Source organism: Gottschalkia acidurici 9a, from assembly GCF_000299355.1.
Classification (GTDB): domain Bacteria; phylum Bacillota; class Clostridia; order Tissierellales; family Gottschalkiaceae; genus Gottschalkia; species Gottschalkia acidurici.
Window position 1 is genome coordinate 1525231 of the sequence record NC_018664.1, and the last position, 13417, is coordinate 1538647.

The following is a 13417-nucleotide window of genomic DNA, read 5'->3' on the forward strand; positions in this document are numbered from 1 at the left end:
AATGTATTTCTATAAGATTACATGTACATTGTTTAACTTTATTTTTAGAATAATGTATAAGATGGATATAGAGGGATTAGAAAATGTACCTTTAAAAGGAAGAGTTATTATATGTTCTAATCATGTCAGTTTATTAGATCCTTTAGTTTTAGCAGCTATATCACCTAGAAAATTAAACTATATGGCTAAAAAAGAGCTATTTGAAAAAAAAGTATTAGGATTTTTGATAAAAAATTTAGGAGCATTTCCGGTTGATAGAGATAAAGGGGGATTAAGTGCCATTAAAATGGCTATTAAAATATTAAATAAAGATGATGCATTTGCAATGTTTCCACAAGGAACTAGAGTTCATGATGTGAATGATAATAATAGCAAGCCAGGTATAGCTATGATTGCAATAAAGTCTAAATCTCCAATTATACCCATATATATTGATACAGAGTACAAGCTTTTTAAGAAGTTAAAATTAACTATTGGAAAGCCAATAAGTTTTAATGAATATTATGATCAGAAAATAGATACAGATCAATATAAAAACTTAAGTGAATTAATATTAAAAGAAATCTATGATTTAAAATAATTTTTTTAAATTTATAAAGTAGGAGGTATTAACTTGAAAGTACTTATTGCAAAAAATTCTGGATTTTGTTTTGGAGTTAAAAATGCTATAGATACCACTATGAATATATTTCAAAATACCAACGACAATAAAAATGTATATTCATTAGGCCCACTAATACACAATAATCAAGCTATAGAGGAACTAAAAAAAACCGGATTAGAGGTTATAGATAGTATATACGATGTAGGTAAAGGTAAAGTAATTATAAGATCACATGGTGTTCCTTTAGATATATATGATATTGCAGAAGAAAGACAGTTAGATATTGTAGATTGTACATGTCTTTTTGTTAGAAAAATACAAAAAAAAGTAAATGAGTGCTATAATAAAGGTAAAAATGTGGTTATAATAGGTGATCGCAATCATCCTGAAGTCATAGGTATAAATGGTTGGTGTAATAATAAGGCGTATATAGTAAATAGTGAAGAAGATGTAAATAAAATTCCTAGCTTAGATCAAATTTGTATAGTAGCACAAACTACTATAACTAATGAAAAGTTTGAAACGTTATCTGAATTAGTATCAAAAAAATCAACTGATGTTGAAATATGTAATACTATATGTAATGCTACGCATATTCGTCAGAATTCATGTAAAGATGTTTCACAAGAAGTTGATGCGATGATAGTTATAGGCGGATATCATAGTTCGAATACTCAAAAGCTGGTGGAAATCAGTAAAATGTATTGTAAAAATGTGTATCATGTAGAGACTGCTGATGAGTTACCTTTAGACGCACTAAAAAAACATGATAAAATAGGAATTACAGCTGGAGCGTCTACGCCTACATGGATAATAGAGGAGGTATATGATAAAATGGTTAATATTTCAGAAGATAATAATGATATGGCGGCATTGTTAGAGAATAGTTTTAAAAATATAAGTAAAGGCGATATTGTAAAAGGACAAGTTATATCTATAGGGGAAGAGGTAGTAGTTAACATAGGATATAAGTCTGATGGCATAATTACTAAGCAAGAACTAACTAATGATTTAAACACGAATCCATATGAAGTAGTTAAGATAGGGGAACAAATAGATGTACTTGTACTTGAAATAAATGATGGAGAGGGTAATGTATTACTTTCTAAGAAAAGAGTAGACAATAAAAAGAGCTGGCAAGATTTAGAAGGTAACTATAAGAATGAGGATATTATAACTGTAAAAGTTACTGAAGTTGTAAATGGTGGAATTGTAGTAAATGTGAAAGGATTAAGAGGATTTATACCTGCTTCTCAAGTGTCAAATAAGTTCATAAAAGATTTGAATTCACTTATAGGAAGAGAGCTAGATGTTAAAATTATAGAGTTTAATAAAGAAAAGAATCGTATAGTTATGTCGAGAAAAATAATTGAATCTGAAGAAATAGAAAATACTAAAGAAAGAGTATGGTCTAAAATAAAAAAAGGTCAAAAATTAAATGGAAAGATAAAGAGATTAGCTGACTTTGGAGCATTCATAGATATAGGCGGAGTAGATGGACTAGCGCATATTTCAGACTTGTCATGGTCACGTTTAAAACATCCATCGGAGGTAGTGAATGTAGATGATGAAATAGAAGTTGTTATTTTAGATCTTGATAAAGAAAAAAATAGAATTTCCCTTGGAGTAAAACAATTAATTCCTCACCCTTGGGAAAGTGCAGTTAGTAAATACAAGATAGGAGATATAGTGGAAGGTAAAGTTGTGAGGCTATCAAACTTTGGAGCATTTATAGAGCTAGAGCCTGGAGTAGACGGTTTAGTTCATATATCTCAAATCACATATGAAAACATATCTAAACCTTCAGATGTACTTAACATGAATGACACTGTAAAGGTAAAAATTCTAAACATAAGTCCTGATGAAAGAAAAATGGAACTGAGTATAAAAGAAGCGGATACTTCAACAAGTGAATATTTAGATAAATATAATGAAGAAGATAATTTCACAATAGGGGATATTTTAAATATAAAAGATACACAAGATAAATAAAAAAATAATCAAACTTAAAAGCTTATACTGTGGTATAGATATTGCCACAGTGCTTTTTTTTGGTATAATAGAATTATGCTATAATAAATAGGATGTGAAGACATGGATAAATATGAATCGTTCAAAAGCAAAGTGTATACACTGACAGGTATTAACTTGTCTTTATACAAGGAAAAGCAAATGAAGAGAAGAATAACTTCCTTGGGAAATAGAAACGGTTATAAAGATTTTGATAGCTACTTTGAGTCTATAAAAAAAGATAAAAAATTGTTTGATGAATTTATAAATTATCTTACTATAAATGTGTCGGAATTTTATAGGAATCCTGCCCAATGGAATACACTAGAGAAAGACTTGCTTCCTAAACTTGTTAAAAGTAATAGAAAACTTAATGTTTGGAGTAGTGCTTGTTCTACTGGTGAAGAGCCATACTCTCTAGTTATGCTTTTATCGAAGTTCTATGATATAAAGGACATAAAGATAACAGCCACTGATATAGATCTTGGTGCTATTCAAAAAGCTAAGATGGGAGTTTATAGTGAGAAGAGTCTTCAGAATCTTCCATTAGACTTTAAAACTAAATTTTTTGATAAGGTTGGAACATCTTTTAAAGTGAAAGATATAGTTAAGAATTGCGTTGATTTTAAACAAATGAATTTACTAGAAGATAAGTATCCTAGTGGATATAATCTTATACTTTGTAGAAATGTTCTTATATACTTCACAGAAGAGGCTAAAGATTTAATATATAAAAAGTTCCATGATGCTTTAACAGATGACGGAATACTGTTTGTAGGGAGTACAGAACAAATAATAATGCCTGAAAGATATAATTTAAAGTCATCTAAAATGTTTTTTTATGAAAAAACTACACATAATAGTTAGAGTATATTAGATACATAGTTTAAAAGGCCAGTAGATTACTGGTCTTTTAAGTTGAGACAACTATATAATCGTGTTCTAAGGAGGAGAAACAATGAAAGATTTAAAAGAATTTATACAGAAACTAAGCAATAATCATGGTGTTTCAGGATACGAAGAAAATATATCTACTTTAGTAAGAGATACTTTCAATGAGCATTGCGATGAAACTTATGTGGATTCTTTATATAATACAATATGCATAAAAAAAGGTGAAAATAATTCTAAAAATATAAAGATAATGCTAGCTGCACATATGGATGAAATAGGGCTTATGATAAAAGATATAGATGAAGACGGATTTTTATACTTTACTACAATTGGTGGTTTTGATCCAAGAGTTCTTCTATATCAAGAAGTAATAATTCATGGGAAAGATAAAGTTTTTGGAGTAATAGTTCCTGCAAAGTCTATTAAGGCATATGAAGATACTAGTAAAGCTTTAGGAATTGATGACTTAAAAATAGACATTGGATTTAATGAAAAAGATGCTAAAGAACTGGTACAGATAGGTGATGTAGTTACAGTAAAAAGAGAATTGATAGAGCTTAAAAACAATAATATAAGTGGAAAAGCTCTAGATGATAGGGCTTGTATAGGAGTTATGTACGAATGCGCTAAAGAGTTAAATAAATTTAGACATCAATCAGACGTATATTTTGTAGGAACTGTTCAAGAAGAAGTAGGAACTAGAGGGGCAACTACGAGTACATTTGCAATAAACCCGGATATAGGAATAGCTATAGATGTGAGCTTTGGATATACACCAGAACTTCCTAAAGAGCGAACTTTAGAATTAGGAAAAGGTCCTGGAATAACAATAGGTGGAAACATACATACAAAATTAAGAGCTAAGCTAATTGAAGTGTGTAAAGAATATAATGTTCCTTTCCAGTATGAAATTGATCCAGGTCCAACTGGTACAGATGCAAGAGCTATACAAATAACTAGATGTGGAATACCAACATTGCTTATTTCTATACCTTTAAAATATATGCATACGTCTACAGAGGTAGTTAATTTAACGGATGTTAAGACTTCTGGAAAGCTATTAGCCACATTCATATCTAGTATTACAAGTGATAACTTGGAGGGATTACTATGCTATTAAGAAAATTATCTGAATTAAATGGCGTATCGGGAAATGAAAAAGAAGTTAGAGATTTTATAATAAATGAGATTAAAGACTATGTTGCTGATATTAAAGTTGATAGATTAGGAAATATAATAGCTTATAAAAAAGGACTAATGGAGAATGAAACTAAAATTGTAGTATCTGCACATATGGATGAAGTTGGCCTTATGATAAACAAAATAAATTCTGAAGGATTACTAGGATTTACACTTGTTGGAGATATTGATAGTAGAGTATTGATATCCAAGCCTGTATTAGTAGGAGATAATAAAATAAAGGGAGTTATAGGAGCTAAACCAATACATCTTCAAAAAAAAGATGAGCGTAAAAAGTCATTAGAATATAATCAGCTATACATAGATATAGGGAGTAGTAGTAAAGAAGAGTCAGAAAAGTTAATTAATATTGGTGACTACGTATCTTTTGATAGTAATTTTATAGATTTTGGAGATAATTTAGTAAAGGGTAAGGCTCTAGATAATAGGGCAGGCTGTAATATATTAATAGATACTATAAAAAGAAATAGCGATATATCTTTCTACGCAGTATTTTCTGTTATGAAAGAAATAGGTATATTTGGTGGAGAACCAGCTAACTATTATATAAATCCTGATATTAATATAATTTTAGATAGTTCTTTCAAGGAAAAATCTCTTAATAATGGTCCCATAATATCTTTTATGGAAAATAGAACTCATTTTAGTAGGGATTTAACTGAGAAGCTTGCAAGTATTGCTAAGGATAATAATATAGACTATCAACTGTCTGGTTTTGACTGCAGCTCTTCGGATGCTAATAAAATACAAACTTCCGGCAATGGATCTAAAATAGCGAGAATATCTATTCCTTGTAGATATGAATTTTCTCCAGTTAATGTAATGAGTACTCAAGATATAAACAATACAGAGAAGTTATTAATAGAAACACTTAAATTATTAGGAGGTAATAATAATGGAAATGAATAGTAAACTATTTAAAAAACTACTATCTTCATATTCTCCGTCTGGTGATGAAGAAAACATAACAGAGGTTATAAAGGAAGAGATTAAAGGATATGTTGATGAGATAAAAGTAGATAATCTTGGAAATTTGATATGTCATAAAAAAGGAACTGGAAAAAAAGTAATGATTGCGGCTCACATGGATCAAATTGGATTGATGATTACAGATATAGAAAAAGAGGGGTTTTTAAGATTCACAAACATTGGTGGAATTTCGCCACTAATATCTTTAGGGCAAAAGGTTATATTTAAAAATGGAACTATAGGAGTTTTATATGCAGAAGAAAAAAGAGCTAGGAAAATAAAGCTGGATGATATGTATATAGACATTGGAGTAAGTAGTAAAGAAGATGCTGAGAAGCTTATTAGCATAGGTGATTCGTGTGTGTATCATAGTGAATACATAGAAGACGATACTAGAGTGGTTTCGGGTGGAATAGATGATAGAGTAGGGTGCTACATAGCCATAGAAGCTATTAAAAAACTATCTACTAACAAAAATGATATATATTTTACATTCACTGTTCAAGAAGAACTAGGGCTTAGAGGAGCTAAAACATCTTCTTATTCTATTAATCCAGATATAGGGATATCTTTAGATGTAACTGGAAGTGGAGATACTCCAGGAGCTACAAGATTTGCTGTTAGTCTTGGTAAGGGAGCTGCTATAAAAGCAAAAGATAATAGTATAGTTGTTAATCCTAAAGTTAAGAATTTTATGGTAGAGGTTGCAAAGGAAAATAGTATACCTTATCAAATAGAAGTTCTCGAATATGGAGGTACAGACTCAGGAGCAATACACCTATCTAGAGAAGGGGTTCTTACAGGTGCTATATCCGTACCTACTAGATATATTCATAGCCCGAATGAAACTGCGTTTAAAGAAGATATTATTAGCTGTATAAAGCTATTAGTGTCAATATTAGAAAAGGATATAGATATATAATAAATAAAATATTCGTATTTAATGTTTCAATGTATCGAAACATGATGATTAATAGTGGAAAACTACTAGAGGAAAATCTATTTTAATAAAGAATACTTAAGTATAGAGGTTTCAAAAGGGGGACTGAAACATGTTCGATACAGACAAAGAATATACAATATCAGAAATATCAGAGATAACTGACTATCCTACTCATGTGCTTAGATACTACGAAAAGGAATTTGACATTGAAGTTCCTAGAAATGGCGTTAACCATAGATACTATACTTATAAAGAAATTGAGACCTTTAACTATATAAAAACTTTACAAGAAAAAGGTTTCTCAAATAAACAAATAAAACTAATTCTTGATTCGCCAGAAATGCTAGTAGAAGATGAGATAGCAGCTACGTCTTTAGTTAAAAATGACACTGAGCTTGCTTTAAATCAAGAAGAGATGTTTGAAATATTCAAAGAAATAATAGTAGAAGAGATAGCTCCTAATATTATTAGTATTAATGATGAGAATTTGAAAGCTATAGGTGAACTCAAGGAAGAGGTTGTGCAATTAAGAACAGATATAAACAGCAAGGAACGTGATGTTTTAATCTGTGAAAATGCTAAGCTTAAACTAAAAGTACAGGAAAACGCATATGAGTTGGATAGAATAAAAAAAGAGTTAGAAAAAGAGCAGCAAAATAGTAAAAGTTTTTTAAAAAGATTATTTAAAGTAAAGTAACTATGGTCTAACATATGTGGAGGAAAATCAATGGAAAAACTAGAGAACATACAATTAGATAAACAAAGTGACGAGTACTTGTATATTCAGTTGTATAAAAAAATTAAACAATTACTATTAGAAGGAAATATAGAACCACATTCAAAGCTTCCTACTATAAGACATTTGGCTAAGCAACTAGATGTTAATAATGTAACTATAGTAAATACATATAATTTATTAGAACAAAAAGGATATGTATATAAAAAAGTAGGTAGTGGTACATTTGTGCAAGATATATTAAATAAGAATAGATCTTTAGCGTTTAGAGATGATGATGGAAGTTCAACAAAGGAAGAAAATAATATAATTAACTTTGTAAGCACTGCTCCTACTGAAGATTTGTTTCCTATAGAGGATATTAAAATAGCTATTAATCAGGTGCTAGATAGAGATAAAGGAATGGCTTTTACGTATCAAGAAAGCCAAGGATACTATCCTCTAAGAAATTCCATTAAAAACTATTTAAGTGAATATGGTATAAGTACTTCAGAAGATAATATTCAAATTATATCAGGAGCTCAGCAAGGGATAGATATTTTATCTAAAGCATTGATAGACTATGGTGATATAGTATTTACAGAAAACCCTACTTATTCTGGTGCTATTGCTGTCTTTAAGTCTAGATCTGCTAGGGTTATAGAAATTAATTTAGAGGAAGATGGTTTAGACATAAGAGATCTTGAAAACAAACTTAGAAGCTTTAGACCTAAATTTATTTATGTAATGCCTATTTTTCAAAATCCCACGGGATATTCGTATTCTGTGAATAAAAAGTATCAGTTACTAGAGTTGGCTAGTAAATACGATTTTTATATAATAGAAGATGATTTCCTTAGTGATTTATCTTTCAATAATGATGATAATCAAACTTTAAAATCGTTAGATAAGGATGATAGAGTTATATATTTAAAAAGTTTTTCTAAAATAGCCATGCCAGGATTGCGACTAGCTTTCATGGTAATTCCTAGAGCTATATACAATGAAGTTCTTTCTGCTAAGCATATTTCTGATATATCAACATCTGGACTCATTCAAAGATCCTTTGATGTCTATTTATCTAGCGGAAAATGGAAAAAGAATCTTGAGTATATAAGTGTTGAATATATGAATAGGTTTACTGTGATGGTGGAAAGTGTAAAAGAGTATATGCCTAAAGATATAAAATATATATTACCAAAAGGGGGTCTAAACTTTTGGTTTTCGTTACCTGACGGATATTCTTCAAATGAACTATATAAAAAATGTTTGCAGAATAACTTATCTATAGCTCCAGGCTCAGCTTTTAATGTAAATCAAACAGACAATGAGCACTTTAGATTAAGTGTGGCATCTCTAGATTGTGATGAGATAAGATTAGGAATAAATAAACTTTCCAAAATTATAGAGGAATTTTTAGAAGAATATAAACGTATAAGACCATCCGTAGAAATGTATAATACATTTATTTAATAAACCCTATGAAGATCATAGCTGCATGTAAATTAGTGTAGTTATGGTCTTTATTTGTCTAGTATAATAAAAAAGATTTTTATAGATTAGATATATAGCAATATCTTACTTTCTAAATATGATTACTTAATTATAAAAAATTACTGGCATTACAATATTGTATTTAACATAAGTAAATTTTTAAATCTTAGTTTAGAAGAGTATTAATATAAATATCAAAACTTATAAATATTTAAGCTTTAATCGCATCACTTACTTAGTTTTGATTAGAAGTCTTACTATATAATTTACTAATTTTTTGCTTTTAGCCTTAGATGTAAATATCATATATTGTATCTTTAATAATTTCTTTTACTATTACATCATAGTTTGCATGAAATTTCTTTAACTATCGCTTATAAACTTTTTACTATATATAATCATCGATAAATAAGTCACAAACTGTATCAACCAATAATCATAAGACATTAATTTATGAACTTATATATAATAATAACTTGACATGAATATATAGTGATGCTATATTTTGAATGTAAGGTTAACGTTACAGAGGTGACAATTGGTGAAAAATAAATTAAAAGAGCTTCGGAAATCTTTTGGATTAACTCAGGAACAATTAGGAGAACTTGTAGGTGTATCAAGACAAGCAATTAATGCTATTGAAACAGAAAAATTCGAACCATCTATATGGTTAGCGTATGATATCTCTAAAGTATTTAATTCTTGTATAGAAGAAGTTTTTATTTTTGAAGAAAGTGAAAGAAAATCAAGATCACAACAAAGTAGAGGTGTATTTTAAATGGCATTAAGACAAATTAGACTCTTTGATGATGAAATATTAAGAAAAAAGAGTAAGGAAGTTGACTTAGTAGATGAAAAAGTAAGACAAATACTGAATGACATGGTGGATACTATGTATAATACAAAAAATGGAGGAGGATTAGCAGCTCCGCAGGTAGGTATATTAAAGAAGTTAGTTGTGATAGATCTTGGAGATGGGCTTATAAAACTAATTAACCCAAAGATAATTAGGCAAGAAGGAATTCAAGAGGTTATAGAGGGATGCTTGAGCATTCCAAATAAATGGGGAAAGTTAATAAGACCAGCAAAAGTAATAGTACAAGCGTTAAATGAAAATGGTGAGGAAATTATACTAGAAGGCACAGGAGATCTTGCCAAATGTCTCTGTCATGAAATAGATCATTTAGAAGGTATTCTCTTTACTGATTTAGTTACTGAATATATAAATTAGCACTACTTTGTATTAATACTGAATTGAGGAGGTTGTAAATGAGTGATATAGTAGTAAAGAAGTTAAATAGTGGTGATGAAATTCCGTATGGATTGCTTATGTTAGCAGATCCATCGACTGAAAGTATAGATGATTACATTCATAGAGGAGACTGTTATGCTGCTTATATAGATAATATAATTGTAGGAGCCTATGTAATTATAAAAACAAGACCCCTAACTATTGAACTCGTCAATATTGCTGTTAGTGAAATATATCAAAGTAAAGGAATAGGAAAGAAGTTAATACTAGATGCAATAGATAAAGCAAAGAAAGAAAATGCAAAAATTATAGAAGTAGGTACAGGAAACTCTAGTATAATTCAGATAACACTTTATCAAAAATGTGGATTCCGTATAGATGGTATAGATAAAGATTATTTTAAACAACACTATAAAGATAAGATTATTGAAAATGGAATCGAATGTATTGATATGATTAGATTAAGGAAGTATCTGTAATCTATATAGTATGTAACTATTAATATTGAGAGATCTTATTGATAATTTGGCTAGTATTATGTATAAGATTTTTAACTTTAAGACTTCTTGCGACCTGTCAGTTTAACCAGATCACATTACATTGGAAAGTGCATGGTTTTGGTTGTGTGGTAAGCCTTAACTTCTCTTGATTCTCTCCTATGAACCAAGTCCATTTCTCATTTATCTTTCATTGGTTTCTGCTTCTTTTATATCGATACCAGTTTTGGCATATTGCTCATAACTGTACAGAAAAGCATTTCACTTTGCATAGAACTTATATAGAGTATATTTTCCATATATCCCTTTTCATCATCATTCACTGTAGTTACTTTGTTCATTCTTACGTATACGGTGTGATATAATTTATCCTCTGTACTATAGTTTGCTGTTTTCATCTATTGATTTAATTTGTATGGAGAAGGCCATAAGTATCTTCTATATTTACAGAGTATGAAATATCAGTTTCATTCTAACTATTCGTGCCTCCCTTATTCTCGTCTTTCTTTTCGACGTCTTTGCTCTCACTTATTTGTTCAACAGATGCACCCTGCTTGCTTTTTTTTATTACTGCTAAAGATACTTACAGGGAATACCATTATAAATACTAAGGTTTTTTTCATGTTTTTTATCATATATTTTAGGAAGACTATTCTTTATCATTTTATAGAGTGATAAAATGAATTTTAACATCTGTTTTTGCAATTGAGTTGCTTAATGTGGTTTTTAAGTCCTATTTTACAAGGTTTTCTGTTAGATGAAGGCTCATTTCAAACCTGCAAATAAATAGTCTTTTCTCTTTCTCAGAATTACGTTATAGTGTAAGTAGAAAGATATGCGAAAAGAAAAAATGAAACTGCACCATAAGATGGAATAAGATATTGAACTTTATGTAGAGAGTAAAGAAGTATTTGTCTATTTCCATTTTCTGCACGGAGATAGAAGTCTTAGAGATTACATGTTTAAACCGGAAGGAAAATGCACAGAATCAGCACGTTAGAACAGCCGGAAGCTTACTTTTGCCGACTTTCTATAGTAGCCTAATGAAATGATTTGAAAGTGTTTGTATCAGTAGCATAATACTTTATAGATTATATAACATATGGATAAAGATTATCTTATATTTTAGCTATAACATGTAGTTTCGTAAGTTTTTTATAATTTCCACTACAAAACACATAAAATCTAACTATACTGTAGAAAATTACTAGAAACAAAAGGAGAAAGTAGATATGATTAAAAAACTTAGTTTGAAAGATATGCAAACGGTAAAGAAAATACTAGAACTACAAAAAATTTCATATGAAGTTGAAGCTGAGATTATAGAGTTTTATGAAATACCGCCTTTAAAAGACACAATCGCTAGTTTAAGTAAATGCAATGAAAATTTTTATGGGTACTTTATAAATAATATTCTAGCTGGAATCATTTCATATAAGACTACCGAAAATATCTTAGATATACATAGAGTTGCAGTACATCCTCATTTTTTTAGAATGGGTATCGCGGGAAAATTGCTTGATTTTGTAGAAGGATTTGAGAAAGATTTAAATAAGGCTGTTGTATGTACTGGAAAGAAAAACTTACCTGCTATTAATTTGTATTTAAAAAATAAATATCAAAAAATACAGGATATAAAAATCAGTGAGAATATTTATTTAACAAAGTTTGAAAAGATGTTACAGCTTAAAAAATAGAATGATTTGATAAAAAAATTAGATTTTGCTATTAGTAAACTATTAGGCTATAGGAGAATAAAAATAATAAAAATAATATTAAACAAAGATAATAAGTTTTTTACTAATGGTAAATCTCGAAAATTAATATAGAAACTAGTTCCATTAAAACATAGTTAACTTTACTTATGATTTAACTTTCCAAATAATTGACATAATCAATAAAATAAAAGTTAGGTATTAATACAGAGTATAAACAACTAAACTATATTGTAAAATAGCTATAACAAATTATAGCTATTTATCTGTTTCTATAATAATATTAAATATATGATTCATAGAGTATGAAAGAAATTCGATGTAAGTAGTCTACAATTATAAAAGACTATAGGTTATATACTAGGAGGCGTCATATGAAAACAGCTACAATAGGAGTACTATCTGGTATGGGACCCAGATCTACCTCTCCATTTCTTGAACTTATATTGGATGAATGTCAAAGACAGTATGGAGCAAAATATGATATAGACTATCCACATATCATAATTTATTCCCTACCAACGCCATTTTATATAGATAGAAAGATTGATGAGGAATTATTAAAGAATTCAATCAAAGAGGGTATTGAGAAACTAGAATCTTGTGGCGCGGATGTAATAGCAGTGCCTTGTAATAGTGCTCATCAATACTTTGAATATATTACTAAAGATATTAAAGTGCCAGTTTTAAATATCATAGAAGAGACTACTCTACTATTAGAGTCAAGAACAAGGGTTACGATATTAGCTACTGAGATTACTATGACGTCAGGTTTGTATCAAGAAAAAATAAAGGAAAAAGATTGCGAATTTGTGTTTATTAAGGAATGGCAATTATGCATAAATGAGATTATACTGAAAATCAAAAGTCAAGAAAGTTTATCAGAAGCAAGAGTATTATGGAAAAAGTTAATAGAAGAAATTTATTGTGAAGATGTAGATACTATAATAATTGCCTGCACAGATTTAAATGTTGTGATAGACAAAGAGATGACAAAAGTTAAGTTTTTAGACTCTTCAAAACAACTTGCAAGTGAACTCGTTAAAAGATATCTGAGTATAAAACACTTGGATATTAGTAAAAAATGATAAGACTATTGTTTAGTCTTGCTCCTTAAGAATATA

General features: G+C 29.1%; 13 protein-coding genes. All 13 read left to right on the top strand.

Going from position 1 to position 13417, the window contains the following annotated elements:
- Position 1 precedes the first annotated feature (1 nt).
- The 13 genes from CURI_RS07220 (at position 2) to CURI_RS07280 (ending at position 13381) form a co-directional block, all read left to right on the top strand.
- Entirely contained in the window at positions 2–580 is a 579-nt protein-coding gene (locus tag CURI_RS07220; RefSeq protein WP_014967582.1) for a lysophospholipid acyltransferase family protein, read from the top strand.
- A gap of 33 nt (positions 581–613) precedes the next feature.
- Positions 614–2596, top strand: coding sequence for a bifunctional 4-hydroxy-3-methylbut-2-enyl diphosphate reductase/30S ribosomal protein S1 (locus tag CURI_RS07225; RefSeq protein WP_014967583.1), 1983 nt, complete (start codon positions 614–616; stop codon positions 2594–2596).
- 102 nt (positions 2597–2698) lie between these two features.
- The gene (locus tag CURI_RS07230; protein WP_014967584.1) at positions 2699–3481 is read left to right on the top strand and encodes a CheR family methyltransferase; all 783 of its coding nucleotides are present in this window, start codon (positions 2699–2701) and stop codon (positions 3479–3481) included.
- Between the two features lie 91 nt (positions 3482–3572).
- Positions 3573–4628, top strand: coding sequence for a M42 family metallopeptidase (locus CURI_RS07235; RefSeq protein WP_014967585.1), 1056 nt, complete (start codon positions 3573–3575; stop codon positions 4626–4628).
- The gene (locus CURI_RS07240; RefSeq protein ID WP_014967586.1) at positions 4619–5617 is read left to right on the top strand and encodes a M42 family metallopeptidase; all 999 of its coding nucleotides are present in this window, start codon (positions 4619–4621) and stop codon (positions 5615–5617) included. The genes CURI_RS07235 and CURI_RS07240 overlap by 10 nt, the downstream gene beginning before the upstream one ends.
- On the top strand, positions 5604–6599 hold the full coding sequence (locus CURI_RS07245) for a M42 family metallopeptidase (RefSeq protein ID WP_041701636.1): 996 nt from the start codon (positions 5604–5606) through the stop codon (positions 6597–6599). The genes CURI_RS07240 and CURI_RS07245 overlap by 14 nt, the downstream gene beginning before the upstream one ends.
- A gap of 130 nt (positions 6600–6729) precedes the next feature.
- Positions 6730–7317, top strand: coding sequence for a MerR family transcriptional regulator (locus tag CURI_RS07250; protein WP_014967588.1), 588 nt, complete (start codon positions 6730–6732; stop codon positions 7315–7317).
- A 30-nt stretch (positions 7318–7347) separates the two neighbouring features.
- A complete protein-coding gene (gene pdxR / locus CURI_RS07255; RefSeq protein WP_014967589.1) occupies positions 7348–8808 on the top strand; it encodes a MocR-like pyridoxine biosynthesis transcription factor PdxR in 1461 nt (486 codons plus the stop codon).
- A gap of 562 nt (positions 8809–9370) precedes the next feature.
- Positions 9371–9607 carry a helix-turn-helix transcriptional regulator gene (locus CURI_RS07260; protein WP_014967590.1) on the top strand — a complete coding sequence of 79 codons (237 nt, stop codon included), beginning with the start codon at positions 9371–9373 and terminating at the stop codon, positions 9605–9607.
- On the top strand, positions 9608–10060 hold the full coding sequence (gene def, locus CURI_RS07265; protein ID WP_014967591.1) for a peptide deformylase: 453 nt from the start codon (positions 9608–9610) through the stop codon (positions 10058–10060). It abuts the gene before it with no gap.
- Between the two features lie 38 nt (positions 10061–10098).
- Positions 10099–10560, top strand: coding sequence for a GNAT family N-acetyltransferase (locus CURI_RS07270; protein ID WP_014967592.1), 462 nt, complete (start codon positions 10099–10101; stop codon positions 10558–10560).
- A 1250-nt stretch (positions 10561–11810) separates the two neighbouring features.
- Positions 11811–12275: a GNAT family N-acetyltransferase gene (locus tag CURI_RS07275; protein ID WP_014967593.1), complete on the top strand. Its 465-nt coding sequence runs from the start codon at positions 11811–11813 to the stop codon at positions 12273–12275.
- A 392-nt stretch (positions 12276–12667) separates the two neighbouring features.
- Positions 12668–13381, top strand: a complete 714-nt coding sequence (locus tag CURI_RS07280; protein ID WP_014967594.1) for an aspartate/glutamate racemase family protein — start codon at positions 12668–12670, stop codon at positions 13379–13381.
- Positions 13382–13417 lie beyond the last annotated feature (36 nt).

Coding starts and splice junctions, on each gene's coding strand:
- CURI_RS07220 (WP_014967582.1), top strand. CDS start 2: ATGTATTTCTATAAGATTACATGTACATTGTTTAACTTTATTTTTAGA.
- CURI_RS07230 (WP_014967584.1), top strand. CDS start 2,699: ATGGATAAATATGAATCGTTCAAAAGCAAAGTGTATACACTGACAGGT.
- CURI_RS07235 (WP_014967585.1), top strand. CDS start 3,573: ATGAAAGATTTAAAAGAATTTATACAGAAACTAAGCAATAATCATGGT.
- CURI_RS07240 (WP_014967586.1), top strand. CDS start 4,619: ATGCTATTAAGAAAATTATCTGAATTAAATGGCGTATCGGGAAATGAA.
- CURI_RS07245 (WP_041701636.1), top strand. CDS start 5,604: ATGGAAATGAATAGTAAACTATTTAAAAAACTACTATCTTCATATTCT.
- CURI_RS07250 (WP_014967588.1), top strand. CDS start 6,730: ATGTTCGATACAGACAAAGAATATACAATATCAGAAATATCAGAGATA.
- pdxR (WP_014967589.1), top strand. CDS start 7,348: ATGGAAAAACTAGAGAACATACAATTAGATAAACAAAGTGACGAGTAC.
- def (WP_014967591.1), top strand. CDS start 9,608: ATGGCATTAAGACAAATTAGACTCTTTGATGATGAAATATTAAGAAAA.
- CURI_RS07270 (WP_014967592.1), top strand. CDS start 10,099: ATGAGTGATATAGTAGTAAAGAAGTTAAATAGTGGTGATGAAATTCCG.
- CURI_RS07275 (WP_014967593.1), top strand. CDS start 11,811: ATGATTAAAAAACTTAGTTTGAAAGATATGCAAACGGTAAAGAAAATA.
- CURI_RS07280 (WP_014967594.1), top strand. CDS start 12,668: ATGAAAACAGCTACAATAGGAGTACTATCTGGTATGGGACCCAGATCT.